General features: G+C 61.5%; 22 protein-coding genes, 1 tRNA gene and 1 pseudogene. 17 read left to right on the top strand and 7 right to left on the bottom strand.

Annotation, left to right across the window (positions count from 1 at the left end; translation table 11 throughout):
• The first annotated feature begins 7 nt into the window (after positions 1-7).
• The 10 genes and pseudogenes from QEZ49_RS04665 (at position 8) to QEZ49_RS04710 (ending at position 11,327) form a co-directional block, all read left to right on the top strand.
• Positions 8-1,777, top strand: a pseudogene (locus QEZ49_RS04665) (acetolactate synthase 3 large subunit).
• Positions 1,777-2,601, top strand: coding sequence for a hypothetical protein (locus tag QEZ49_RS04670; RefSeq protein ID WP_280384662.1), 825 nt, complete (start codon positions 1,777-1,779; stop codon positions 2,599-2,601). Before QEZ49_RS04665 ends, QEZ49_RS04670 begins: the two are co-directional and overlap by 1 nt.
• Before the next feature lie 5 nt (positions 2,602-2,606).
• Positions 2,607-3,155, top strand: a complete 549-nt coding sequence (ilvN, locus tag QEZ49_RS04675; protein ID WP_280385081.1) for an acetolactate synthase small subunit — start codon at positions 2,607-2,609, stop codon at positions 3,153-3,155.
• A gap of 132 nt (positions 3,156-3,287) precedes the next feature.
• Complete coding sequence (ilvC, locus tag QEZ49_RS04680; RefSeq protein ID WP_280384664.1) at positions 3,288-4,307, top strand: ketol-acid reductoisomerase; 1,020 nt, start codon at positions 3,288-3,290, stop codon at positions 4,305-4,307.
• Positions 4,308-4,628: 321 nt separating this feature from the next.
• A complete protein-coding gene (locus QEZ49_RS04685; RefSeq protein ID WP_280384666.1) occupies positions 4,629-4,862 on the top strand; it encodes a hypothetical protein in 234 nt (77 codons plus the stop codon).
• A 490-nt stretch (positions 4,863-5,352) separates the two neighbouring features.
• Positions 5,353-6,099, top strand: a complete 747-nt coding sequence (locus tag QEZ49_RS04690) for an NUDIX hydrolase (RefSeq protein WP_280384667.1) — start codon at positions 5,353-5,355, stop codon at positions 6,097-6,099.
• Positions 6,100-6,149: 50 nt separating this feature from the next.
• Positions 6,150-7,058, top strand: a complete 909-nt coding sequence (locus QEZ49_RS04695; RefSeq protein ID WP_280384669.1) for a PhzF family phenazine biosynthesis protein — start codon at positions 6,150-6,152, stop codon at positions 7,056-7,058.
• A gap of 122 nt (positions 7,059-7,180) precedes the next feature.
• Positions 7,181-8,038, top strand: coding sequence for a hypothetical protein (locus QEZ49_RS04700; protein ID WP_280384671.1), 858 nt, complete (start codon positions 7,181-7,183; stop codon positions 8,036-8,038).
• 486 nt (positions 8,039-8,524) lie between these two features.
• Positions 8,525-10,099, top strand: a complete 1,575-nt coding sequence (locus QEZ49_RS04705) for a 2-isopropylmalate synthase (RefSeq protein ID WP_280384673.1) — start codon at positions 8,525-8,527, stop codon at positions 10,097-10,099.
• A 190-nt stretch (positions 10,100-10,289) separates the two neighbouring features.
• Positions 10,290-11,327 carry a rod shape-determining protein gene (locus QEZ49_RS04710; protein WP_280384675.1) on the top strand — a complete coding sequence of 346 codons (1,038 nt, stop codon included), beginning with the start codon at positions 10,290-10,292 and terminating at the stop codon, positions 11,325-11,327.
• Positions 11,328-11,522: 195 nt separating this feature from the next.
• Here QEZ49_RS04710 and QEZ49_RS04715 read toward each other — a convergent pair.
• A tRNA-Lys gene (locus QEZ49_RS04715) sits at positions 11,523-11,598 on the bottom strand.
• Between the two features lie 342 nt (positions 11,599-11,940).
• Here QEZ49_RS04715 and QEZ49_RS04720 point away from each other — a divergent pair.
• Positions 11,941-12,246 carry a PilZ domain-containing protein gene (locus QEZ49_RS04720; RefSeq protein ID WP_280384677.1) on the top strand — a complete coding sequence of 102 codons (306 nt, stop codon included), beginning with the start codon at positions 11,941-11,943 and terminating at the stop codon, positions 12,244-12,246.
• Between the two features lie 86 nt (positions 12,247-12,332).
• Here QEZ49_RS04720 and hspQ read toward each other — a convergent pair whose 3' ends face one another.
• The 3 genes from hspQ to QEZ49_RS04735 form a co-directional block, all read right to left on the bottom strand.
• Complete coding sequence (hspQ, locus tag QEZ49_RS04725) at positions 12,333-12,671, bottom strand: heat shock protein HspQ (RefSeq protein WP_280384679.1); 339 nt, start codon at positions 12,669-12,671, stop codon at positions 12,333-12,335.
• Positions 12,672-12,864: 193 nt separating this feature from the next.
• Positions 12,865-13,917 (bottom strand): CoA ester lyase, encoded by a 1,053-nt coding sequence (locus tag QEZ49_RS04730; RefSeq protein ID WP_280384682.1) that lies wholly within the window; start codon positions 13,915-13,917, stop codon positions 12,865-12,867.
• A gap of 217 nt (positions 13,918-14,134) precedes the next feature.
• Entirely contained in the window at positions 14,135-14,560 is a 426-nt protein-coding gene (locus QEZ49_RS04735; RefSeq protein ID WP_280384684.1) for a MarR family transcriptional regulator, read from the bottom strand.
• Positions 14,561-14,720: 160 nt separating this feature from the next.
• On the opposite strand from QEZ49_RS04735, the gene QEZ49_RS04740 reads away from it, so the two are divergent.
• Entirely contained in the window at positions 14,721-15,656 is a 936-nt protein-coding gene (locus QEZ49_RS04740; protein ID WP_280384686.1) for a helix-turn-helix domain-containing protein, read from the top strand.
• A 103-nt stretch (positions 15,657-15,759) separates the two neighbouring features.
• Here the strand turns inward: QEZ49_RS04740 and QEZ49_RS04745 are convergent, their stop codons facing one another.
• Together QEZ49_RS04745 and QEZ49_RS04750 are read right to left on the bottom strand one after the other, a co-directional pair.
• Complete coding sequence (locus QEZ49_RS04745) at positions 15,760-16,674, bottom strand: lipid A biosynthesis acyltransferase (protein WP_280384688.1); 915 nt, start codon at positions 16,672-16,674, stop codon at positions 15,760-15,762.
• A gap of 76 nt (positions 16,675-16,750) precedes the next feature.
• Positions 16,751-18,049, bottom strand: coding sequence for a UbiH/UbiF family hydroxylase (locus QEZ49_RS04750; protein WP_280384690.1), 1,299 nt, complete (start codon positions 18,047-18,049; stop codon positions 16,751-16,753).
• A 364-nt stretch (positions 18,050-18,413) separates the two neighbouring features.
• On the opposite strand from QEZ49_RS04750, the gene QEZ49_RS04755 reads away from it, so the two are divergent.
• From QEZ49_RS04755 to QEZ49_RS04775, 5 genes are all read left to right on the top strand, one after another.
• Positions 18,414-18,773 (top strand): hypothetical protein, encoded by a 360-nt coding sequence (locus QEZ49_RS04755; RefSeq protein WP_068462374.1) that lies wholly within the window; start codon positions 18,414-18,416, stop codon positions 18,771-18,773.
• Positions 18,774-18,824: 51 nt separating this feature from the next.
• Entirely contained in the window at positions 18,825-19,538 is a 714-nt protein-coding gene (locus tag QEZ49_RS04760; protein WP_280384693.1) for a phosphatidylcholine synthase, read from the top strand.
• Positions 19,539-19,788: 250 nt separating this feature from the next.
• The gene (wrbA, locus tag QEZ49_RS04765; protein WP_280384694.1) at positions 19,789-20,388 is read left to right on the top strand and encodes an NAD(P)H:quinone oxidoreductase; all 600 of its coding nucleotides are present in this window, start codon (positions 19,789-19,791) and stop codon (positions 20,386-20,388) included.
• 343 nt (positions 20,389-20,731) lie between these two features.
• Positions 20,732-22,402 carry a carboxylesterase family protein gene (locus tag QEZ49_RS04770; RefSeq protein WP_280384696.1) on the top strand — a complete coding sequence of 557 codons (1,671 nt, stop codon included), beginning with the start codon at positions 20,732-20,734 and terminating at the stop codon, positions 22,400-22,402.
• Positions 22,403-22,470: 68 nt separating this feature from the next.
• Complete coding sequence (locus QEZ49_RS04775) at positions 22,471-23,280, top strand: DUF4239 domain-containing protein (RefSeq protein ID WP_280384698.1); 810 nt, start codon at positions 22,471-22,473, stop codon at positions 23,278-23,280.
• A gap of 153 nt (positions 23,281-23,433) precedes the next feature.
• Here the strand turns inward: QEZ49_RS04775 and QEZ49_RS04780 are convergent, their stop codons facing one another.
• On the bottom strand, positions 23,434-26,697 hold the full coding sequence (locus QEZ49_RS04780) for a TonB-dependent receptor (RefSeq protein ID WP_280384700.1): 3,264 nt from the start codon (positions 26,695-26,697) through the stop codon (positions 23,434-23,436).
• Positions 26,698-26,753 lie beyond the last annotated feature (56 nt).

Raw genomic sequence — 26,753 nt, forward strand, 5'->3', positions numbered from 1 at the left:
AGAAGCAATGGCACGGACGATGACGGGCGCGGAAATGGTTTTGGCGGCGCTCGCGGACCATGGCGTGGAGCATATCTTCGGCTATCCGGGCGGCGCTGTGCTGCCGATCTATGATGAGCTGTTCCAGCAGGAAAAGGTCAAGCACATCCTGGTGCGCCAGGAAGGCGGCGCGCTGCACGCGGCTGAGGGCTATGCGCGTTCGACCGGCAAGGTTGGCGTGGCGCTTGTGACCTCCGGCCCCGGCGCGACCAATGCCGTGACCGGCCTGACCGACGCGCTGATGGATTCCATTCCGCTGGTGTGCATCACCGGGCAGGTGCCGACGCATCTGATCGGCAACGACGCGTTTCAGGAATGCGACACCGTTGGCATCACGCGGCCGTGCACCAAGCACAATTGGCTGGTGAAGAGCGTCGACGATCTGGCGCGCATTCTGCACGAGGCGTTCTACATCGCGAAGGCCGGGCGCCCCGGTCCGGTGGTGATCGACATCCCGAAGGACGTGCAGTTCGCAACCGGCAATTACGTCGGTCCGTCCAACATTGCTCACAAGACCTACAAGCCGCGCGTGAAGCCGGAGCAGATGGGCGTGCGCGAAGCGGTGGAGCTGATGGCGACGGCAAAGCGTCCCATCTTCTACACCGGCGGCGGTGTCATCAATTCCGGTCCGAAGGCCAGCCAGCTGCTGCGCGAACTTGTGCGCCTGACGGGCTTCCCGATCACGTCGACGCTGATGGGGCTCGGCGCCTATCCCGCATCCGACAAGCAGTGGCTGGGTATGCTGGGCATGCACGGCACCTACGAAGCCAACATGACCATGCACGACTGCGACGTGATGGTGGCGGTTGGCGCACGCTTCGACGACCGCATCACCGGCCGCCTCGATGCGTTCTCGCCCGGCTCGCAGCAAGATCCAGATCGATATCGATCCGTCTTCGATCAACAAGAACGTGAAGGTCGATATCCCGATCGTCGGCGATGTTGCCTACACGCTTGAGGACATGCTGCGCATCTGGAAGTCGAAGGCGCCGCAGCTCGACAAGGCGGCACACAAGGCGTGGTGGAAGCAGATCGATCAGTGGCGGGCGCGTAAATCGCTCAGCTACAAGAACTCCAACGACGTGATCATGCCGCAGTACGCGATCCAGCGTCTGTTCGAGCTGACGAAGGACCGCGATTCCTACATCACGACCGAGGTCGGTCAGCACCAGATGTGGGCGGCGCAGTTCTATCACTTCGATGAGCCGAACCGCTGGATGACGTCCGGTGGTCTGGGCACGATGGGCTATGGTCTGCCGGCGGCGATCGGTGCGCAGCTTGCGCATCCCAAGTCGCTGGTGATCGACATTGCAGGTGACGCTTCGATCCTGATGAACATTCAGGATGCCTCGACGGCGGTGCAGTACGATCTGCCGGTGAAGGTGTTCATCCTGAACAACCAGTACATGGGCATGGTGCGCCAGTGGCAGCAGCTGCTGCATGGCAACCGCCTGTCGCACAGCTATACGGAGAGCCTGCCGGACTTCGTGAAGCTGGCGGAAGCCTATGGCTGGACCGGCATGCAGTGCGATCATCCGGCGGATCTCGACGACGCCATTCAGCGCGATGATCGACACCGAAGGGTCCGGTGATCTTCGATTGCCGCGTGGCCAATCTCGCCAACTGCTTCCCGATGATCCCGTCGGGCAAGGCCCATAACGAGATGCTGCTGGGCGAAGATGTTTCCGACGAGGATGTCGGCAACGCGATCAGCGAAGAAGGCAAGGTGCTTGTCTAATGCAGACAGCGGAGCAACAGGCTGAACGCGCGGCGGCGGCGAGGTGGTGGATGATGGCGTTGCGTCGTCCGCGCCTCGGCGCCTGTGCCGGCCTGTGCGCTGCGGTCGTCTTCGGACTGATGGTCGCTCCGGCAACGGTTGTTGCGCAGGACAAGCCAGCGGCCGCAGACAAGAAGATCGAAGCTGAAGCTGCAAAGCCTGAAACCGTAAAAACCGAAGCGACCAAGTCGGACGCGGGTGACGCTACATCTGCACCGGACGCGGCCAAGGCCGGCGACGAAGCAGCGGCAAAGGATGAGGCGCCGAAGCCCGACTGGGACCAGGTTGCCAACATCAAGGAAGCGGCAACGCGACTGGCACAGATTCAGCGGACGCAGGGCGCCAGCGGCGCATTCGCGTTCATTGATGCGTGTTATCGCACGCACCGGCTGTCGTCGGCCTATACGCGCGCGTTCGAGGCCTGCATCGCGCAGGACTATCTGGAAACGCAGATCCTCTCGCTGGTCTATTCACGTATGCCGCTGGAAGTGCTGCAGCGGATGAAAGCGCCGTCGCCGGACATGCTTGCGGGCACGATGCTGCGCCGGGTGAGCGCGGCGTTCGGCCAGTACAAGCTGTCAAAGGAGCAGGTGGCCGAGTTCAAGCGCAACATCGATGCGCACGGCTTCCCGATCATGTTCGCCGCGCTGTTCCCGAATACACCCGTCCCCCAGGTGCCGCAGGCCATTCCGGAGGACGACACGTCAAATGACGGGCCGGATAATGGGGCGAGCAAGCCCGACACATTGCCAACGCCCGACAAAGCAAAGCCAGAAAAACCATGACGAACATGCCGAAGCTTCCTTCAAAGAGCCATTACGTTGGACCGGGTGCGGCGCAGGCCGTGGTGTCGCGCACGCTGTCGATCATTGTCGATAACGAGCCCGGCGTGCTGGCGCGGGTCATCGGTCTGTTCTCCGGGCGCGGCTACAACATCGACAGCCTCACGGTGACGGAGACCGAGCACGAGAAGCATCTGTCGCGCATCACCATCGTGACGCTGGGCACGCCGGACGTGATCGTGCAGATCAAGCATCAGCTCGAGCGGCTGGTACCGGTTCACCGCGTGCGCGACCTGACCGCTGAAGGCGTTGCGCTGGAGCGTGAACTGGCGCTGGTGAAGGTTGTCGGCAAGGGCGAAAAGCGCATCGAGGCGCTGCGCATCGCCGAGATTTTCCGAGCCAAGGTGGTGGACACCTCGACCGAGCATTTCGTGTTCGAAATCACCGGCAAACCGTCCAAGCTGGAGGAGTTCATCCAGATCATGACGGAGCTGGGGCTGGTCGAAGTGTCGCGCACCGGTATCGCCGCCATTGGCCGCGGGCCTGTGAGCAGCTAAAGGAGCAATCCGAAATTCCAGTTCGCCGCCATTGCCGTCACAACGGCTGTGGCTGCGGACGCCCCGCCTGAACCGCTGCCCAGTGCAGCCGATACAATGCTAGCTACAAGCTGAAAACCAATAGAGGAAGCCATGCGCGTCTATTACGATCGTGATGCCGACACCAATCTCATCAAGGGCAAGAAGGTTGCGATTGTCGGTTACGGCTCTCAGGGCCGCGCACACGCGCTGAACCTGAAGGATTCCGGCGCCAAGGAAATCGCCATCGGTCTGAAGGCCGGTTCCACGACCGCCAAGAAGGTTGAGGCCGACGGCCTGAAGGTTATGTCGGTTGCCGACGCCGCCAAGTGGGCTGACGTCATCATGATGGCGACGCCGGACGAGCTGCAGGCCGACATCTACAAGAGCGAAATCGCTGACAACATCCGCGACGGCGCTGCGATCGCTTTCGCCCACGGCCTCAACGTACACTTCGGTCTGATCGAGCCGAAGAACACCGTTGACGTCATCATGATTGCGCCGAAGGGCCCCGGCCACACCGTGCGCGGCGAATACCAGAAGGGCGGCGGCGTGCCGTGCCTGATCGCTGTGCATCAGGATGCTTCGGGCAACGCCCACGACATCGCGCTGTCCTATGCTTCGGGCGTTGGCGGCGGCCGCTCCGGCATCATCGAAACCAACTTCCGCGAGGAATGCGAAACCGACCTGTTCGGCGAGCAGGCTGTTCTGTGCGGCGGTCTGGTTGAACTGATCCGCGCCGGTTTCGAGACGCTGGTGGAAGCCGGTTACGCTCCGGAAATGGCCTACTTCGAGTGTCTGCACGAAGTGAAACTGATCGTTGACCTGATCTATCAGGGCGGCATCGCCAACATGAACTACTCGATCTCCAACACCGCTGAGTGGGGCGAGTATGTTTCCGGTCCGCGCATCATCACGCCGGAAACGAAGGCTGAGATGAAGCGCGTGCTGAGCGACATCCAGACCGGCCGTTTCACGTCCGAATGGATGCAGGAGTACAAGTCCGGCGCTGCCCGCTTCAAGGCAACCCGCCGCCTAGCCGACGAACATCCGATCGAAGAGATCGGCAGCAAGCTTCGCGACATGATGCCGTGGATCAAGGCTGGCGCGCTGGTCGACAAGGCACGCAACTGATCGCGCAAAGTCGCGTCACCGTTTTACGGGGCACACCATCGAAAGGAGCGGCATCGGCCGCTCCTTTTTTGTTTGCTTTTTGCACCGGCGACACCCCTCCGGGGCGCCGGCCGCCGGTGATTGTCCTTTTGCACCGGCGGCATCCCTCCGGGGAGCCGGCCGCCGGTGCTGGGAAAAGCCGTGCGGGACGGAACCAAACTTCGCGTGCTGATAAATGGTGCTAGCGGCGCAGATGCAACTGCGTGACCAGCGCAATTGGCGCATACTGATGCGCGCCCGCTCGTACAGGGCGGTAATCGTCAATCAGGGGAGTATCAGACGATGTTGCGTGTTCTGAGTTTGACTGCCGTTGCCGCTGTGCTCGCCATGGCACCGATGGCGCTGACAGCAACCCACGCCGAAGCTTCGTCCAAGGCGAAGCAAACCAAGATCTGCAAGCACAAGACATCGAGCGGCAAGATCAAGACGTGGCGTTGCCGCGCTGACCAGCCATGCTGCTCGGCGGAAATGATCAACTACTACACCTGCGGATCGAAGACGCTTGGCTGTCTCTGAGACGACCTGAGCAAGCGCTGCGGCGCGAGCATGCGATCAGGCACAAAAAACGGACGGCGGAGAAGCGGGGACCTCCACCGTCCGCTCCAGCGGCATCGCGGATCGTGATGCCGCCGGATAGGAAGCATTTGCATCCATCCGTGCGGTCGCGGCGTAACCGGCCTCAGTGCCATCGTGAGATAGCATCGCACCGGTTGGGCGATTAATGGACGCAAACTCCGCGGCGCATGCACTGTCCGAAAAGATCGGCTGGAACGGACAAACGTCTGCGCAACAGGCGGCGCAAGACCCGTGCAAAGTTTCCTCGGCACCCCCTTGCCCCACGTGTCAACATCACTCCTTGATCGTGGACGGAGCGTGTTTTGTTCGGGGCGAAACTAAGATTTCCGGTTGTTCAACCGTAATCGCGTGAATTTATGCCGGTTTACGCAGTGCGCAGAGGTTGTGCTCATAGGATGCATGCGGATCAATGGCTGCGGAACACCGGAAAATGACGGGTGCGGATGGTGATTCAAACAACGTCGATTCGCTTGGTCAGACCGGGCAGGGCTGTGTTGACGTTGCCGAGTGCCGTCTTCCGGTTGAGCCGTTTGACTGGGCGATTGCGCGCTACGGTGAACTGATCGACGCGCACTGGCAGCGCTGCCGCGCGGATACGCCTGGGCTGTTCAACGGCGAGACGTATCTGCTGCGCGATCTGCGCATCGAAGCTGGCAGGTTGTCGGCCAGCATGTTCCGCACTGACTTCAAGTCGCTGCTTTACTGGCGTCGGCTGGGTTCGCCGCTGCCGGCGCGGGAGGCCTTTGGCGCGGCGTTGCTGCGCTCGGCTGAAGGCCATGTACTGCTGGGGCGGCAGGGGCCGGGGCAGCTGCATTCGGGGCTGGTCTATCCGCCGAGTGGGGTGCTGTGCGACGCTGACGTCAACGGCGCTGGCGAGATCGACATTGACGCCAGCGCAGCGCGCGAGCTGCACGAGGAGACCGGCCTTGAGCCGAGCGCGCTGCAGCGCATGCCCGGCTACCGGATTGCGATCACGGGCGCGGAGGTTGCCATTGCCATTGAATGGCGCAGTGCGCTGCCAGCGGTGGAGCTGCGCCAGCGCATCCTCGATTTCATCGCGCGCGAGGAAGCGCCCGAACTGGATGACGTCGTGATCGTTACATCCATCGATGCTATCGACGCCGAAGAGATGCCTGCCCATGCGAGGCTGCTGCTTCAAAGTGTTTTGTCGGCTTGACCGGGGCGAGGTTTTCGGCAGAACTGCGGCCGACAATGGGGATGGATTGAATGGCGCTGCCGCTGCACACGCTGGATGTTTTTACTGATCGCCGCTTCGCGGGTAATCCGCTGGCCGTGATCCGGGAAGCCGATGGGCTGAGCACTGCTCAGATGCAGGCCATCAGCCGCGAGCTCAATCTTTCCGAAACAGTGTTTGTGCTGAAGCCGCAGAACCCGGCACATTCGGCGCGCATTCGCATCTTCACGCCCAATCGGGAATTGCCGTTTGCGGGGCATCCAACTCTTGGCGCCGCGATCCTGCTGGCGCAGTTGCGTAACGGTTCGCCCGATGGCGACGGCGATGCGCTGACCGTGCTTGAGGAAGAGATCGGCATCGTGCGGGTTGGCGTTCGCATGCGCGCCGGTGAAGCGCCCTATGCCGAATTCGACGCGCCAAAGCTGCCGGAACCGGCGCCGGCGCCGGCGCGCGACCGGATTGCCGACGCGGTGGGGCTGCTGCCGCGCGAGATCGGCTTTGAGAACCACACACCGCAGTGTCTGGCAGCGGGCAACGCGTTTGTGTTCGTGCCGGTGGCGAACCGTGAAGCGCTGGACCGCGCGCGTATCGAGCGCGCCGAGTGGGCGCGGGTGTTTCCGGATGAGACCTACGGCGGAGTGTATCTGTACACGCGCGAATGCATGCATACGGCATCGGCGTTCCACGCCCGCATGTTCGCGCCCGCGCTCGGCGTTGACGAAGATCCGGCGACCGGTTCGGCGGCGGTGTGCTTTGCGCGTGCGGTGCACGACCTCGATGGCCTGCCCGATGGCACCCATCGCCGCCAGATCGAGCAGGGCTATCTGATGGGCCGCCCCAGCCTCATTACGTTGACGCTTGTGGTGGCGGGCGGGCGACTTGAGACCGTGCGCATCGGCGGTGCGGCGGTGCGGGTGATCGACGGGCAGATCTCCGTCTGAGCACCGCGCATCTGTCGCAGATGGTGTGGCGACGGGTTTCACGGATAGCTGCCGTTCTCCGGTGAAGTTTCGTCCGGGCGTATACGTCCGGGCCGCAAAAAGCTTCTGGGGAACCATCGAACATGTCCGACAGCGCAGACGAACACGCGCATGACCATGATCACGGGTTGCGGCACGATCTGATGCAGATCAGTCGACGGCGCGCGCTTGGGCTGCTGGGTGCAGCGGGCGTCACGACCGCGCTGGCCGGTTGCGATGGTCCGTTTTTTGAGCGTGCGGAAGCCGATGTGATCGGCACGGGCGCGAACGGCGCCGAGTGTGTTGCCCATCCGCCCGAAACGGCCGGTCCGTTTCCCGCCGATGGCTCGAACAGCGCACACGGCACGCTGGCCAACGTGCTGGACAAGAGCGGCATCGTGCGCGCCGACATGCGCACCAATCTCGATCCGCAGCAGCCTGCCGCCGAGGGCGCGCCGATCGAGCTGACGGTCGAGATCGTGGACGTGGCCAATCGCTGCCGCCCGCTGGAGGGCTATGCGATCTATCTGTGGCACTGCGATGCCGCCGGCCGCTATTCCATTTATGACCTGCCCGAGACCAGCTATCTGCGCGCCGTGGGCGTCACGGATGCGAACGGAGCGGTGACGTTCACCAGCATTTTCCCCGGCTGCTATCGCGGGCGTTTTCCGCACATCCACTTCGAGATTTATCCGAGCCTCGAAAAGGCGACGAGCTATGAAAACCGCATCCTGACATCCCAGCTCGCAATGCCGGAGAAGCTGTGCGGCGAGGTTTATGCGGCATCGGATGTCTATCGCGAGAGCGTGCCGAACTATGAGGGTATTCCGCTGGCGAAGGACGGCATCTTCGCCAACAACACGCCGCGTCAGCTTGCGGCGCAGACGCCGGTGATGGAAGCGGACGGTGCTGGCGGCTATCGCGGCAAGGTCGTCATCGGACTGAAGTCGTCGGCTGGGTAAGCGATGGAGCACGGCGGCAGCGCCAGGCAGCGCGGGCACCTGCACGTTGCTGCATCTCGTGGCAAGGCTTCGGATTAGCGGCAGTGCGGCCGTACGTGCAAGGCGCTCCAATCCCGCTTTCCTGGTGACGTTCTGAGAGCCTGCTCCGCCAGGACTTTCGGGCAGCGTTTCGTTTACAATGTTCGCAATATCGGCGGCGTAGGCGCGCGCGGGATCGGTTGCATGAGACTAGTCAGCGCCGCGATGATGGTTTAATAAACCGCTATGCGCCAGAACTCGGTCATTGATGGCATTCGATTTTTCCGCACGGAGCCCCTCCGTGGCAGCCGGTCGGCGCGCCTGCTTCAGCTTCCGATCCTCCTTAGCAACCCCTGAGCTGTCACGGTTCCGGTGCCGCCGGAATGTGCTCAGGGGATGAAAAGTCGAGCGAGCTGATGGTACAACGCCGCCCATTGCCGGGCCGGCCCCTTTCGAAAGAATGACCTTATGACCACTGATCCTAGCACCTCCGCCGCTGAGGGTTCCGAAGGCGACCGTGTCATAATTTTTGACACGACGCTGCGCGATGGCGAGCAGTGCCCCGGCGCCACGATGACGTTCGAGGAAAAGCTGGAGGTTGCCGACTGCCTCGACGAGATGGGCGTCGACATCATCGAAGCTGGATTTCCGATCGCGTCCGAAGGCGACTTTGAAGCCGTGACGGCCATTGCAAAGCGAGTGCAGAACGCGACCATCGCCGGCCTCGCGCGCGCCATCAACGCCGACATCGACCGTGCGGGCGAGGCAGTGAAGCACGCGCGCCGTGGACGCATCCATACGTTCGTTTCGACGTCACCGATCCACTTGGCGCACCAGATGCGCAAGACGGAAGCCGAAGTGCTGGAGATCATCACGGCGACGGTCGCGCGGGCACGCAATCTGGTTGCGGATGTCGAGTGGAGCGCGATGGACGCGACCCGCACCGGCATCGATTACCTGTGCCAGTGCGTCGATGCCGCGATCAAGGCCGGCGCGACCACCATCAACCTGCCGGACACGGTGGGCTATGCGACGCCGGACGAATACGCCGAAATGTTCCGCCAGGTGCGCGAGCGTGTGCCGGGCTCCGACAGGGCCGTGTTCTCCACCCATTGCCATAACGATCTGGGCCTTGCGGTTGCCAACTCGCTGGCGGCACTGGGCGCAGGCGCGCGCCAGATTGAATGCACCATCAACGGCATCGGCGAGCGTGCGGGCAACGCGGCGCTGGAAGAGATCGTGATGGCGATCAAGACCCGTCGCGACAAGCTGCGCTATGATACCGGCATCGAAAGCACGATGCTGGCGCGGGCGTCCAAGCTCGTGTCGGCGGTGACGAACTTCCCGGTGCAGTACAACAAGGCCATCGTTGGCCGCAACGCGTTCGCGCACGAGAGCGGCATCCATCAGGACGGCATCCTGAAGCATCAGCAGACGTATGAAATCATGACGCCGGAATCGGTTGGCGTCGGCAAGACATCGCTGGTGATGGGCAAGCACTCCGGCCGCAACGCGTTCCGCTCCAAGCTGAAGGAGCTGGGCTACGACCTGGGCGAGAACGCGTTCGAGGATGCGTTCGTGCGCTTCAAGAGCCTTGCCGACCGCAAGAAGCACGTTTACGACGAGGACATCGAAGCGCTGGTCGATCAGGGTATCGCCCACATGCACGACCGCATGAAGGTGGTGTCGCTGACGGTGATCGCCGGCAACATGGGTCCGCAGACGGCGACGCTGACGCTGGATATCGACGGCGCGCAGCATACGGTGCAGGCGACGGGCAACGGACCTGTTGATGCAACCTTTAACGCCATCAAGATGCTGGTGCCGCACGAGGTGAAGCTGGACCTCTATCAGGTGCACGCCGTGACCGAAGGCACCGATGCGCAGGCGGAAGTTTCAGTGCGGCTGGAGGAAGGTGAGCGCATGGTTACCGGCCGCGGCGCGGACACCGACACCATGGTTGCGTCGGCGCGGGCCTATCTGGCGGCGCTCAACAAGCTGATGGTGAAGCGACAGAAAATGGCTCACGTGCAGCAGATCTGAAGCGTAACCACACTTTGACACCGGGCGCCGTTGCGATCGAATTGCTGCGGCGCCCGCTTTCTTGCCGGACAAGGCCAAGGCAGTTGTCTTGGAAATCGGCTATCACTTTTCCGGAAGCACGCTAGATTTCAGCAATTGCAACTTGCCGGTGCAGGTTGCCCCAGGGCGCTCGAATAATTGTGTACGCGTAATGTTTGACGGCGTGGCCAAGGCTTTTTCGGATGATATCGCGATTGACCTCGGCACCGCGAATACGCTGGTGCATGTGATGGGGCGCGGCATCATCATCGACGAACCGTCAACGGTGGCCGTGCGTACGCGCAATGCCGCGCGGGAGATTCTTGCGGTCGGACGCAAGGCCAAGGCGCTGATGGCCGAGCCGGCCAAGGGCGTGGAGCTTGTTCACCCGCTACGTGAAGGCGTGATCGCTGATTTTGTCGCCGCCGAGGAAATGCTGCGCCAGCTTATCCGGCGGGCGAAAACGATGCTGGGCTTCCGGCGGCCGCGCATTCTCATTTGCGTGCCTGCACAGGCGACGCCGGTGGAACGGCGCGCGGTGTATGAGACGGCCAAATCTCTCGGTGCGCGCAAGGTCTATCTGATTGCCGAGCCGGTGGCGGCATCGCTAGGCGCAGGGCTGCCAGTTGGCGAGCCGGGTGGCGCGATGGTGCTCGACATCGGTGGCGGCAGCTCTGACATCGCGGTGCTGAGTGCTGGCGAGATTATTTCAGCGCGCACACTGCGCATCGCCGGCAACGCGATGGATGCCGCTATCGTGCGCTATGTGCGGCGCCAGCATCAGCTTCACATCAGCGACGCCAACGCCGAACGCATGAAGGTGCAACTGGGCACCGCCATCGCCAAAAGCAGCGGCCGTGTCGCCGAAGCGCACATTCGTGGGCGGGATCTGCAGCAGGGCACGGCGAAAACGGTGGTGCTGGGCGCGCGCGATATCGCCGAGGCACTGGCCGAACCGATCGAGGCGCTGGCCGACTTCGTGCAGCGGGCGTTGGAGGATCTGATGCCGGAGACGCTGCGCGATATACGTCAGCGCGGCATTCACCTCACCGGCGGCGGTGCGATGCTGGACAAGCTGGACGTGGCGCTGACGCGGCAGGTGGGGGTGCCGTTTCACCTGCAGCCCAACCCGATGCACTGCGTGGTCAAAGGATCGGCGGCGGTGCTGGCCGGCCTTGACAGCTACAAGCACCTGCTGATGAAGAACTGAGCTGGCGTGCGGAGCGCGAGCGCGCCGGTAGACGCACCAGCTTCAGGTGCTGGCGCTCAGGAGCGCGTTGCGAAGCCATTTCCAAATGGAGAGCACAACAGGCCGCGCAAAGCCGAATGTCTTACGTGAGACTTCTCAGCGTGCCGTGCCCGACTACGCGGGACGGTTTTTCAGCGGCTAAGTATTTGAAAAGAATGGTGGGTGATGAAGGGCTCGAACCTTCGACCCGCTGATTAAGAGTCAGCTGCTCTACCAACTGAGCTAATCACCCAACGCCACGAATGGCACCCTTCCAAAACATAAAACCGAAGCCGGTACTGCTTTAGAAGGCAAAGGGGCCCGCCACCGCGAACCCCTGTGAAGAGGCGTGTAGCACCCTGGATGCCCCGTGTCCAGCGTTTGAATGCAGCTTTTTAAAACGTCTCACCAAAGCCCGTTTAAGACGGCAATCATTGAACTTTTGGATAGTCGTGCGGAAAGGCAACTGGGTGCTGATCGCGGGGCGCGGAAGGATTAGAATGGAAGCCGAGTCGAAACGGCGGGCGGTCACATGACTGCAGCCGAGCTGTTACAACTCACGTGACGTGCAGCCATAGTCTGGCGGGGCGGTGCCATGGAAGAACGCCGCAAGGTTTCGCGCCATCGGGTCCTCAAGGAGGGCAAGATTGTCTATGCCGATGCGATGCGCGTTCTCGACTGCACCATCCGCGACATCTCCGAGGCCGGCGCGCGCATTCTGATCGCCAGCACCTTCGGGCTGCCTGACACGTTTCATCTGTATGAGAAGTCGTCCGGGCGGCTTTATCCGGCCAGGCTGATCTGGCGCCGCGCCAATATGGCCGGTGTTGCCTTCGATGGTCCACCGACCGACATTCACGATCCGAACAACCGTCGCTTCGCCCGTTTGAGGTTTATCTGACGCGCAGCGGTCGTGACGTGCCGCGGATCAAGTTCGGAGCAGCAGTCGGTTGCCCCGGGAAGACTGCGGTGCTTACAGCCTCGCAGTTAATGCGGCTGCAGGAATATCGCGCGATAGCCGCCAGTATCATCCAGCACAAACATTTCCTTGAGCTGAGGATGGCGCAACGGTTGGCCGGACGTGTCGGCTAACAGGTTCTGCTCGGAAACGTAGGCGATGTATTCGGTCTCGGCGTTTTCGGCCAGCAGGTGATAAAACGGCTGTTCCTTGTGCGGCCGGATATCTTCTGGAATCGACAGCCACCATTCCTCGGTGTTGTCGAATACCGGATCGATGTCGAAGATGATGCCGCGAAACGGGAAGATGCGGTGGCGCACGACCTGACCGACCGAAAATTTAGCTCGCGTCTGTTTGCTCGCGCCCATGTGTCTGTCCGAACAAGGAATGCACGCGATCAACTGAGCGCGTCGCTTGGCAATTCGCAGGCAGCGTTTTCACCGCCATACCGCCAATTGAATGACGCGTGCACCGACCGGAATTTCAGCCGGTGCACGCTGTGTCGTGACGTTCAAAGCGTGCGCTGCCTGGTCCGCCATGCGTGTGCGGACCTATGCGCTATTAAAGGCCGTAGGCGGCAGCTTTCTCAGGGTCCTTCGTCGCCACCAGGCGGGCGAGGTCAACGATCACCTTGGCCTGTTTCCAGGTTGCGTCGTCCTGCATCTTGCCGTCGATCATCACTGCGCCGGTGCCGTCGGGCATCGCATCAAGAATGCGCTTTGCGAACGCCACTTCCTTCTCGTCCGGTGAGAAGACGCGCTTGGCGATATCGATCTGCGTCGGGTGCAGCGACCAGGCGCCGAGGCAACCCTGCAGGAAGGCATTGCGGAACTGCGCTTCGCATGCGGCCCCGTCGGAGAAGTCACCGAACGGGCCATAGAACGGCTTGAGACCATAGGCGAGGCAGGCGTCGACCATCTTGCCGACGGTGTAGTGCCAGAGATCCTGCTGGTAGAACGCGCGCGGGTTGCCTGCGCTGCCGGCGTCGGCCAGCACGCCATAGTCAGGGTGACCACCGCCAACGCGCGTGGTCTTCATGCCGCGCGATGCGGCGAGGTCGGCGGGGCCGAGGCTCATGCCGTGCATGCGTGGCGAAGCGGCAGCGATGGCTTCAACGTTGTTGACGCCCTCAGCGGTTTCCAGAATGGCGTGGATCATGATGGGCTTGGTGACGCCGTTGCGTGCCTCAAGCTGGGCCAGCAACTGGTCGAGATAATGGATGTCCCAAGGGCCCTCCACCTTCGGCAGCATGATGACGTCGAGCTTGTTACCGGCGGCCGCAACGATCTCGGTCACGTCGTCCAGCATCCAGGGGCTGTTGAGGCAGTTGATGCGCGTCCAAAGCCCGGTTGTGCCGAAATCATTCTCCTGCGCCATGGCGATGAAACCGGCGCGTGCGGCCTGCTTCTGGTCGGCGGGAATTGCGTCCTCAAGGTTGCCGAGCACGACGTCCACCTGACCCGCAATGTCCTTGATCTTGGAGCGGATCTTTTCATTGTGCGGCGGCACGAAGTGAATCATGCGCTCAAGGCGCACCGGCTGGGCGCGGTAGGGCTCCGGGGCACCAATCGCGAGTGGTGAGTAAAACTTGGCGGGTGTGCGGCTGGCGGCCATCGATACAGAGCTCCCATATTGGCAATGGGGCGCACCATATTGCCTCACCGATAGGTGTCAACGATGAGCACCGGGGCGAGGGCGCGGCTATTCAGCGATCCTATGGCACTATTGAGAAGCCCCCGCGCCGGGTTGCGGCGCGGGGGCTTGATGGAGACAGTTTGTCTCTGTGCTGAAATCGATACAGGATGCGCAGGCAGCGCTATCCAATAGCGTTTCAGGATCCCGCCGGCTCAAATGCGGCAACGATCGAACGGAGATTAGAAACGAAGGTCTTTGCACGTGTGGCGGGCAGAGCGGCGACCAGTTCCTGCTCGATGCGACCCATGATCGGCTCGGACTTTTTAATAACGTCGCGACCTGCCTCGGTGAGCGAAATTGCATAGGCCCGCGCGTCATGACGCGTACGCTTGCGCTTCAACAGGCCTTTGCGCGTCAGAAGCTGAACCACCTGCGACACCGTTGAACGGTCGATGCCCGTTGCATTGATGATGTCCTGCTGGCTGAGGCCATCCTTTTGTGAGGCAGCGCGCAGTACGGTGTACTGCGTGGTCGTGATGTCGATGCCGTCCATGTGCTGCTGGAACAATTCGCCGGCACACTGGTGAACGCGGTGGAGGAGATGCAGCGTAGAAGAATTCAAGGTTATGCTACCTTCGCGAGAGAGGGTTGTTGGCCTGCCCCGAGTGATTGTGTCCACACCGAAGCTCGGCGGACGGATTAAACGCGAGATTCACTTTGCGTGCTTGACCTAGGTGGCACAATTGATTGACCCTAGCGGCACTGTCGGGGTGAGGATTTGAATGCTTACAGCCTTTTCGACGGACGACGTCAACGAACGCGACAGAATCTCCTATTGGTTCGATGTCGCATCGAAGGCGTTCTTCGATCATACATTCGTGCCGCAGACGCATAAGTTTCGCGGTTCGATCGGCGGCGGTACGCTCGGCCCAATCAGTCTCATGCGGTGCGAGTTTGCGCCGTGTGAAGTACGCCGCACGCGGCTGAATGCCCTGCAGGACGGCATCGACAACGCGATTATCTGCATTCGCCTTGAGGGCAAGTCTCGCTTTGTTCAGGGGGATCGCGAACTCATCGTTGAACCCGGCATGATTGTGCTGGAGGACCCCGCGCAACCGCAGCACACCGATTTTCTTGAAGCCAATCGCTCGCTTTACGTCAGCGTTCCCCGATTGATGCTGGAGGAACGGATAGGTCGCGTCGATACGTTGCGTACGATATCGACGGAACAGACGATCCCCGCACTGGCAAGTGAGTTTGTACATCTGGTTGAAGGGCGCCTTGGCAGTATCGAGCCAGACGCGCAAGATCCGCTAGCGGAGCAAGTGGTCAATCTGTTCGCATTGGCGTTCGGCAATGACAATCGTGCACCCTCGACAACAGTGCGCGGCCATGCGCTGCAGCGGCTGAAGATGGCAATCAACGCGCGCCTTGCCGATCCCGATCTCAAGCCGGCACTTGCGGCGGCTGCGGCCGGCATCAGTGTGCGCTATGCCAACGCATTGCTTGCTGAGGAAAACTCATCGGTTGAGAAATACGTGATGCAGCGGCGCCTGCAATGTTGCCGGCAGGCGCTTGAGGACACACGCCAGAGCCATCGAACGGTAAGCGAAATTGCGTTCAGCTGGGGCTTTTCGGATTTGTCGCATTTCTCGCGGCGGTTCCGTGCCGAATTTGGCATCACCGCATCGCAATGCCGCCGGGAAGCACTGGGCTGAGCGCACGTTGTGACTGGCCGGACCGGGTGACGACAGGGGTTGCGACAAGAACAGGCAACCAGGTGATCAGGTGAGAGCCGCGCAACGGTACCGAGCGCTGCGCTCAACTCCAGCGGCGATTGCTCCACATCCACTGTTCTGGCGCTTCGCGGATCCAGGTTTCGAACTGCTTCTGCATGTGTTCCATCATCCAGCGGATGTCATCGCCCTGGCTGGCGGTGCGTGGTACGCGCAGTTCTTTCAGTTCGATCTCAAAGCGGCTTTCCTTGCCGATCCGTTTGCAGCGCGAAAGCCAGATGCGCGCGCCGACACGCCGCGCGATCATCGCGCCGATGGCCTGCGTCTTGGCATCGCGGCCGAAGAACGGAATTGGCATGCCGGTGCGATCATAAAGATCGCACACAAGGCCGAGACGGCCGCCACGGCGCACGAAGTCCATGATGGCACGGGCCGTGCGCTGATCGTCGCCATGATCGCCGACGTTGCCGCGCCCGAACAGGCCATCGGGATAAAGATCCTTACGCTGTTCGCGCAGATAGCGATCGACGTATGGGTTGGTGACCGAGCGATAGACAGCCGCTGGATTGGCGCCGGCCCATGTGAAGGGCAGAATGGCGAGTTCCCAGTTGCCCATATGCAGGCTGACGCCCACGGCTGGACCCAGCTTATCTTTGTATCGTGAAAAGATGTTCTGGCTGACAATCTCGATGCGCTCGGGCTCGGCCAGAAAGCGGTCGATGCGCATGGTTTCAACCATCACGCGACCAAGATTTTCCCAATGGGCGAGCGCAATTTCCTTGCGTTCATCGTCAGTTTTTTCGGGGAATGCGATGGCGAGATTGTCCAGCGCGCGCCGGTGCCGCTTCGGATTGATGCGCGGCGCCAGTCTACGCCAGCAGTATGCGGAAAATCCGGTAGCGACATTGAGCGGCAGCGTGCGGAAAATGCCCGCGACAGCGCGCAGAAGCACATATTCCAGACGGTACTGGATGTCGCGGAGGCGGTCTTTCGCTGTCATCGGCGGCGAATTCCAGATCCTTAGGGTGCGCGCGGTTGTGGGCGGCATTCGCCTATGCCCAGTGCAACGCGTTGCGTCAAGGGTGGGGCGAACCGGCTGCGGCCGCATGAGGCTGCATCAGGCGCGGCATGACAAACGATGGATGCAGCCCTTCGCGGATGGCCAGACGGCGCAACGGGCCAACTGATTTCAGGATATGCAACCCCAGGCCGCGTAGTGCCTGCACAGGCGGAGACTGCATCAACAGGCTGCGATTGAGAAGATCGATGCTCCAGATGCGAGCGCTGATGTCCGTATGGCGCATCCGGCCGTAGGCGGCAAGCACGCTATCGCCGCCGATGTCAGCGCCCGTCGCCAGCGCGTCGGTAACGCAATCGGCGATGGAGGCGGCATCGCGCAGCCCGAGGTTGAGGCCCTGAGCGCCAATCGGCGGGATCACGTGCGCGGCTTCGCCGACGAGAGCGACGCGGCTGCGGCCGGCATCCTTGGCGATGAGGCCGGAGAGCGGGAACACGGCGCGCGCGCCAATCTCGCCGATGTCACCTAATAGCCCCTGCAAGCGTTCCGTCAAAACGGCGCGAAAAGCCTCCGTATCCAGCGCGGCCATTTCGGCAGCAACGGTGGGATGCTCGACCCAGACGAGGCCCGATGAGTTGGGCGTGGCCGGAACAAAAGTCATCGGCCCGGCGGGGCGATGGAATTCCGTAGAAATACCCCGATGCTTACCAGTGTGCGTGAACGTGCAGGCGATGGCGCTCTGATCGTAGCCCCATGATTTGACGTCGATGCCCGCCGCCTGGCGGCATAGCGAATTGCGGCCATCGGCACCAACAACGAGGCGCGCGGTGATGACCGCGCCAGCCGCCAGCGTGATGGCTGCGTGATCGCCGGCGACAGCGACCGCGGCTACGTTATCCTCAATCAGAGTGATGTTCGGGCATTGAAGAATGCGCTCTCGCAGTGCGCGGACGAGCCCGACATTGGAGATGTTCAAGCCGAACAGCTCGCGCTCCACTTCCTGTGCGGTGAACGTCACCTCGGGCGCCCGCAGCAGGCCACCCATGTCGTCGATGACGCGGATGGCATAGATCGGCTCGCCATCGGCGCGACAGGCTTCGCCCAGCCCCAGATTTTCCAGCAGCGTGACCGAGCCTGCGAACAGGGCGGCGGTGCGGGTGTCCCGGCTGTTGGGCGGGGGTCCGATGACGGCAATCCGCAGCCCAGTACCGGCCAGAGCCAGGGCCGCAGCCAGACCGGCAGGACCGGTGCCGACGGTGCAGATGTCATAGGTGAGGGCGGCGCCGGGGGCGGTGCTGGCGGATGGCGCCACGGGAGGGGCAGCCTGCGGATTGGGGTTCGAAGCTTGGACGGTCATAGTCAGGGCCTGCCCCGCTGTCGGTCATTAGGATCTGCCGGGAGCATGCCACGGTGGGGGAATCGCGCAAAGTGGTCGAGGGGCCGCGCCGGAAGCGTTCCAAGGACGCGGCACGGCTTGGCGACGTCAGGCGGCGGGCAAATGGGACCAAACTGCGACGAGGCAGTGCGCAATTCGACGCTTAACAGCCGTCAGTGTGGATAACCCCCTTGTTGATGCCCATTGGCCACATGGCAGCAAGATCACACCGGGTGGCACAAACGTTTACTGGCGCTTAACTGGGCTTAAAACATCCTTGTCATGGTTGGATTGAGGCAGCATTTTCGCCATGAGACGAACGGAAGACTTGCGGGATTCTATGCAAATGAGCGGCGGCCGGATCGTAGTAGCGCTTGCGTTGGCAACAGCAGTTCTTGCTGGCCACAGCGCGTTCGCGTTCCAACAGGAACAGGTTGGCGCGCCTGCAGCGACGGAATCGGCACCAGCTGCGCCGGTGGAAACCGCGCCTGCAGCCGATCCGCAAGCATCGCTCAACACCGACATCGGCGCCAAAGCTGAAACCGGCACGGAGATCCGCATTCCGGGTCTCGGCAGGCTTGGCGTGCTCCCTAAGATGGATTTCGGACTGGAGCTGCTTTACGGCGCCGCCGAGAGCCAGCCCGATCGCGTTGCCCCGCCTGAGGACGACCTGACTGTCCGTGGCTCGGTCAAGCATCGCTTCTGATAAACGAGCACCCCGTTACCGTTCGGTCCGGGGCGCGGAGGGGGGACGACGGTGCTGCCCTTCCGGTTTTCCGATTTTGCTGCCGCTTCAGTGCATGTGTTTACGGCATTGGGTGCCGTGTGCGGTCTCATGGCTGCGCTGGCGGCTTTTGATGGCGCCTGGGAGCGCATGTTCATCTGGCTTGGCGTTGCGCTGGTGATCGACGCCATCGACGGCACATTCGCGCGCCTGTTTCAGGTCGAGCAGCGACTGCCCCGCTTTTCCGGCGAGCGCCTCGACCTCGTCGTCGACTATGTGACGTATGTGTTCGTTCCGGTGCTGGCGCTATTGCAGGCGAAGTATCTGACCGGAACCGGCGGCCTTATCATCGGCGCGCTGATCCTGCTGTCATCGCTCTATCATTTCTCCGATCTCGCCAGCAAAGGCGACGACTATAGTTTTGTCGGCTTTCCCGCGATCTGGAATGTGGTGGCGTTTTACGTATTCACCCTGTCGCCGCCCGGATGGGTGACCTACACGGCACTGCTGCTGTGCGTGGCACTGACGTTCGTGCCCATTCACTGGGTGCATCCGGTGCGCGTGAAGCGGTGGCGCATGCTGACGCTGGCGGTTACAGCGGCATGGTCGATTGCCGCGGTGGCCATCATCGCAACCGGCTTTCCGCCGCCCGCATGGGCCGCGATCGTGCTCAGCGCATCGGCGGTCTACTTCGTCTGGCTGACGATCGACCTTTCCTTCCGTCCGGACGTGCAACACTCGGCCTGATGGGACGCTGACCGGTTCGCGTTGTGCCGGGAGGGTAGCCCCGGCGCTATGCCGTGCCGGACGCGGCGCCATCACGCAGCATTGCAGATCACTTTGCCCTTCATGAAGGGCGCACACCTCCCCATGTGACGACAGGTTTCTCGCCAACGGTTGCTTTCGAGCAATCCGCTTAACGGCGCCAACGCACTGCGCAGCTAGAGTGCTTCCGCAATGCGCGACCATCCCATCCATGTCGCCCACGGAGCTGCAAATGACAAAGGTTCTTGTTCTGTATTATTCGAGCTACGGCCACATCGAGCGTATGGCCGGTGCGATTGCCGAGGGCGTACGCGAAGCTGGCGCCGAAGCCGTCATCAAGCGCGTGCCTGAACTGGTTCCCGAGGATGTAGCGCGCAAGTCAGGGTTCAAGCTCGATCAGCCCGCGCCCATCGCCAGCGTTGATGAGCTTGCGGGCTATGACGCCATCGTCATCGGCACGCCGACACGGTTTGGCAACATGGCCGCGCAGATGAAGAACTTCCTCGATCAGACCGGAGGATTGTGGGCGCAGGGCAAGCTGATCGGCAAGGTCGGCTCAGTGTTTACATCTACCGCCAGTCAGCATGGCGGCCAGGAGACGACATTGACGACTACGCAGATCGTGCTTCTGCATCACGGGATGGTGGTTGTCGGTTTGCCGTATTCCTTCGCCGGCCAGATGGGCGTGAAAGAGGTGACGGGCGGATCACCCTATGGCGCTTCGACGATTGCCGATGGCGACGGTTCGCGCCAGCCGAGCGAGAACGAGTTGGCCGGTGCGCGCTATCAGGGACGGCACGTTGCGCAGATTGCGGCCAAGCTCTCCGCGTAAGCTGGTTTAACGTTATGGCAGCCGGCATTAGCAGCATAACCCGAATAGGGGATGCTGCTGACAATCCGTGCGCGTAGCAAGGGAGTGTTGAGGCGAAATCCGTCCCGTTTGCGCCTCAACCGGAGCGGTGAGCTGGAGCGGCGGCCAGCTTGCTGCCTCCACGGACAGACGTCGTGGCGCGCACCTGGCGGGCCGATGCCTGATCAATGTCAGGCCAAGGATGGATTTGCTGGGCGTAGCCAAGTGGTGAGATCGGCGCGCAATCGCGTCGGTCGGCAGCCCTTACCGTCATTTTAAATGAAATCCGTCAATGTGCGCACCTCACTCAAATGCGGAGTTCGGGGTGCAACTTAAATTCTCATTGGCGGCCCTGGCCGTTCTGATGTCAGCGGCCGTGCCGGTTCAAGTCGCGGCTGCGCCGCCATCGCAGTGGGGTGAGGCCGCAATTGTCGAGACGCAAGGCGGCAAAGTTGCAGGCTTCATGCGCAATGGCGCGCTGGAGTTTCGCGGCATTCCGTATGGGATGTCGGTTGCCGGTGACAGCCGCTGGGAGCCACCCAAGCCCGCAGCGTCCTGGAGCGGTGTGCTGCCGGCAATGCACTTCAAGGAGCCGTGCGCACAAGCTGCGCGCTATGGGCTGACGCAACGGAGCGACAACGAAGACTGCCTCTATCTCAATGTGTCGCTGCCGACTGATGCCAACGCATCGCTGGACGCCGGGGAGGCGGGTGCGGCGCTGGCAAAACGCAAGCTGCCCGTCATCATCTGGATTCACGGCGGCGCGTTCGTCGGTGGTTCGGCCGCGCTCTACCGGCTGGATGCGCTGGCGCGCAAGGCCGACGCTGTGGTCGTGTCGATGAACTATCGCCTCGGTGTATTCGGCTTCATGCCACACCCTGCGTTCGGAACTGAACGTAACGGCGGCTATGCGCTTGAGGATCAGCGTCTGGCCATGCGTTGGGTTCAGGAGAATATCGCGGCGTTTGGCGGCGATCCCGATAACGTCACCATTGCCGGTGAATCTGCGGGCGCAGCGTCGGTCTGCATGCATCTGATCGCGCCAGAGGAAACAAAAGGCCTGTTTCATAAGGCCATTGTGCAGAGTGGCGCCTGCGTGTTCCGGCTGCGCAATGTTGAAGACGGCAAAAATTTCGGAGCCGTGGTGGCCGAGAAGGCAGGCTGCACGGACGCAGCAACAGTGCTTCAATGCATGCGCGGGAAAGACCCGCAAACGCTGATTGCCGCCGGCGAAGAAGTGGGCGCGGGCGATCTGCTCGCGTTCGCGCAGACATACGGCGCGCGCACCGTGCCGCTGCAGGGACTGGACGCCATCGCAAGCGGGAAGTTTGCGCGCGTGCCGGTGCTGAACGGTGGCACGCGGGACGAGTTGAGCCTTTACGTTGGTTACGACGTGCAGGCCGGAAAGAAGTTCACCGCCGAGAATTACGACGAGGTGATCGCAATCCTTTATGGTGACAACGCAGCGAAGGTGCTGGAGCAATATCCGCTTAGTGCTTACGCGTCGGCGGCGCAGGCGATCACCGCGGCGACAACCGACTTCAGGCCGGACCTTGGTATCAATCGCTGTCTTTATCTTGAAACGGCGCGGCTGATGTCACAGCACGTGCCCGTGTATCAGTGGGAATTCGCCGATCGGCACACGCCGGTGCTGGGCGTGGCGATGCCGATTGAACCCGATCCGGGCTTCGAACTAGGCGCGGCGCATTCGAGTGAGCTCAACGCATACTTCCCGAATTTCTCCAATACGACTGCAATCTCCGGGCCGGACCTGCCGCCGCAATCGCAGGTGATGGCTGATCAAATGACGGAGAGCTGGGCAACCTTCATGCGTACCGGCACGCCGAAGGCCGACGGCGCACCGGCGTGGAAGGCCTACGCGGAAGGCGCACAAACGATGCGCTTCGAGCCCGGCAATATTCACGCGATCGACCTTGCGGCTGATGCGAAGTGTGCCTTCTGGCAGTCGCTCTACCCTGAGTATTTTGCCAAGTAGCCAGCACACGATCGCATGCATCGTTCACCGCGTGTCAATGCAACCGAAAGCCAGAAGAGCATCGTCGCATGACTGCCTTTGATTCAACGCTCACAGCTTTCATCCTGATGCTGATTGCAGGCGGCAGCGGCGTTTTACTCGCGCGGCAATTGCCGGAGGAATATCTCTCCGAGCACGCGATGAAGAACCTGCGCATCGGCATGGCGCTGGTCGGTACCATGTCGTCGCTGCTGCTCGGCCTGATGATCAACTCGTCGCGCTACAATTACAGCGAGGCCTACTCTGACGTTCAGAAGTATGCCGCCGCAATTCAGGTGACAGACCTTGAGCTGCTGAGTTTCGGCGACAAAGCCTGTGCGGTGCGCAAGGAGCTACGCGGCTATGTCGAGCAGCTCATCAAGGGCACGTGGCATGACGATGTCAGCGCCGTTGGCGAGGGAACGGCACCGGACACTTCGCTGGCAGCGCTGTTGCACTTTTACGGCGAGGTGCGCCAACTGAAGGCGGTCAATGACGATCAAAGGCAGGCGCAAAGCAGCCTGTTGTCGTTGACGCGCCAGCTGATGGAATACCACTGGAAGGTCAGCGGCGTCGCGCGAACCGTCAATCCAACCGCGTTCATCGTTGTGGTGATCAGCTGGTTTTGTCTGATCTTTCTGTATCTGGGCGTCTATGCGCCACGTAATCCGGTGGTCTTCGTCGGCCAGGTGCTGGCGATGGCAGCAATTTCCGGCGCCATATTTTTGGTCAAGGAAATGGGCGAGCCGTTCCAGGGGCCGGTGCGGGTTTCCCCGGCGCCGTTGCAGTTGCTGGTTGATCAGATGGCTGCGAAAGCGTGTCCGGACCCGCGCGCGGCAAGCGACGTTGATGCCAGGTAGCAACCGCTGCTGAAGGTTGGTTGCAGGCCGGTTGTGCTGGACGGAGCAGGGTGGAGGTTGTGCGGGGTGGATGCGCGGCAGTGCGCCGCTCAACTATGTGGGTAGCGGGCAGGGCTGCCGCACAGAATGCAGCAGCCCTTCCAAGATGCAGTGTCAGAACTTGTAGGCGAGGCCAAGCTTCCACTCGTCAGACGTGAGCTCGACCTTATGCGCTCCGGCTGGCGTGTCGAACGTCTTCTTGCCGAAATCGTTGTGCCGATACTCGGCGCGGAACAGCATGTGGTCGGTCACCGCGTGCTCGACACCGGCGCCGAGTGTCCAGCCGATGTACGTCCCCTTGAAGCCTGTCGGATCGGGGCGCGTGGTGGTGCTGACTGCTTGATCCAGCGTGAAGGACGTATAGCTGTACCTATATTGCGCAATCGCAAGTCCGCCGGCGATGTATGGCAGCGTTCTGTCAAAAGCCAAACCGAACCGGCCACGCACTCCGGCCTGCCAATCAACGCCTGACGTCACGGTTGTGCTGAGCGTGCGTGTCACGGCACTAGAAACCGCCGGACCAGTGCCGCGTGAGATCAACTCAAAAGGATTGACGTAGTCGACGTTGGCATCGACGCCCAGCACGACAGGTGAATTGAGCTGCTTGTTGTAGCCAGCGAACACACCTCCGGTCAGCCCAGCCGGATCATGCGTGGTCTGCATTGCTGCGGCATACGGTATCCAGACGAAGTTCGGCCTTGTCCCTGTCCGGAACGTTCCTGCGAAATCTCCCTGTCCGGAACCCTCGCCAGTAAAATAGCTGCCGCTCAGACCAACGAACGCGCCGCTCCAGTCGTAGCCATTGGAAGGTGTCGTTATCTCAGGAATGGAGATGCCGCCGGAGCTGTAATCACCCTGCTCGTCGAGCATCATGGTGAAACCCATGCGGGCCGTCCGGCCGGGTGCTGCAATTGCCGCTACCGCCAGCGGATCAACGTAATACTGATCGGTCAGGTTCTCGACGCTGAATTCGATCTTCGTATGATCGTTCAGATTATAGTGACCGAACACATCGGCGGTCGTGAGATGCGGCGTGAAGCGCACGGTGCTGTACGGAGGCAGGAACAAATACGGCGACGCACGCTGACCATGGTAGGCGACGCGTGTTCCCAGCGTCAGACGCTGATCGAACAGCCGGACGCCGACGGTTGCTGACGTCGTGAACTTCGGTGGCACATAGCCCATGCCATGTTCATACATCAGTCCGTACGGGTCGCTTCCAAGATCGACGTGCGTGTAGTAGTTGAGCATGCCGCTGGCGAAGAATACCCCGGCATCGTATTGCGCCGTTGCCTCAATGCCTTTGAACGTCGCCTGCTTCACGTTCATGAAGCACAACCCGCAATGCGTTGCGCTACCCAGCGTGATGTAGTCCGCATAGCTGCTATCAAAATATGCAACTTTCAGTCGATACTGATCGTCCTGGCGCAGGAGATCGTTGCCAAGCGCATTTACGCCGACTTCCCAGCTCTCGGATTGCTCAGGACGCAGATTGGGATTGGGACCGGCCCATCCGCTGCCATCTCCTGATGTGCCAGCAATTTCGCGCACCGTGGGCGGCCGATAGCCCTCGGCATATTTGCCGAACAGCTGGATACCGGACCAGGGCGTAACCGTGATGCCGGCCGACGGCAGCAACGCGTTACCTTCATTGCTGATCGATGCAGAATTCCGCGGCGTAGCTTCCGTACGGTAGGCGTCGTAGCGCAGGCCGCCGTTCACGGCCAACCAACTGGTCAAATCCAGTGACCCACGCAGAAACGCTCCACCCAGCTCACGTGTCCCGCTCACCTTCGCAAACGGCGCCGCGTTCGGATACTGCTCCGATGCGGAGAATTCGGACGATGAATATTCAAGGCCGTATTGCAATGACGCGGAACCGACGAGTGTATCGAAACGCGATCTATTCCACGCGTCGACGCCCCATGCCTCCGTTTCCAGAATATTGTGCCACCATCCGGCCTGACGCTGGTACGGATCCTTGCTCTCAAGATCGCTTCGCCAAACGTTGAACCGCACATCGAGCAGGTCGTTATCAGCGGGTGTGAACTTGTATTTGGCTGTGTAGCGATTGGAGGTCGTCTGGCTGAGCAGGAATTGCTGACGCTGCGCCTGTCCCGCCCACAACGGATAGACGTAACCGTTCTCTGAATCGTAGCTGGAATGGCCCAGCTCCAGTGCGTGATCGCCGTATTTCAACGTGCCCTTGAGGAGCGTCGAAGTCGTGCTCTCAGACGTGTTGGGAACTTCTTCCTGCAGGTTGTTATATGCATAGCGGGTCGTAATGCTCGGATTCCACTGGTCGCCGGCGTATGTAACGGTCTCAGGTCCGTACTTGCCCGCGAAGTAATTGCCGTGCTGACGTTTTACGACGGCACCAACCACGTCGAGATGCTCTGAACGCGTGGCGATTGCGACGCTGCCGAACTTGTTGTCGAAACTGAACAGTTCTGGCTCTTCGCTTTCAGGCCGTGCCATGAACGGATTGAGACTGGGCGCAATCGTGTTGCCGCCGATGCCTCCGCGAATGCGCGCGCCATACGAACTGCCGGGCTTCAAAATGTCATCGGCGTTCAGCGTTTTGAAATTGACTACGCCGCCCATCGCGCCAGAACCATAAGGGCCGTCGCTCGGTCCTTTTTCGATATCGACGCCGCCGATCAGATCGGGATCGAAATAGCTGCGGTTATCCGCGCCATAGTAGCCGCGATACGTGTTGCTATCCTGCTGCGTGCCGTCCACCATGACCTTCACGCGGCCCATGCCCTGCATGCCGCGAATGTTCACGTCGACGCCGCCGCCGGTGTTTTTGCTCGCAGCAATGACGCCGGGCGTGCCGTTGAAGACGTCGCCGGCGCGAGAAGGCCGCACCTGTTGAATCTGATCGGCAGAAATATGAGCCGACGATCCAGGCGTTTGATACGGTTCATCCGCCGCTGCCGAAGCACTGCCCCCGCCGCCACTGACATCAATCGTATCAAGAGCTATCGCGCCATCGACCGTTGCGCCGGCGCCGCTGTCAGCGCCACTGATCGAAACCGTCGACGCGTTGGCGAAGCTGTAGGAAAGGCCGGAGCCAGCAAGAATGGCGCTCAACGCTTCGGACGCGGTGAGGCTGCCGGATACGCCCGCTGACGTTTTGCCCGCTGTCAGCTCGGACGGATAGCTCACCTGTAAGCCAGCCTGCTTGCCGAAGGCGGCGAGGGCCTGCGCTAACGATCCTGCCGGGATGTTGAACGATTTTTTCTGGGCCGTCTGCGCGAACGCCAATTCCGGCGCAACACCGATAGCACCGACACACGCACAGATCGCCAGCCATGACGCGGCCACACCGGCGCGACAGGCCTCAGCCCGGCGGCCATTTCCCCCACAACGCATTACAAAACACTCCACTCAACTCATACGCAGGGAGCATGCTGTGCCGGCAGGTATCT

The sequence above is a fragment of the Hyphomicrobium sp. D-2 genome (assembly GCF_029872155.1).
In the GTDB taxonomy this organism is placed as follows: domain Bacteria; phylum Pseudomonadota; class Alphaproteobacteria; order Rhizobiales; family Hyphomicrobiaceae; genus Hyphomicrobium_A.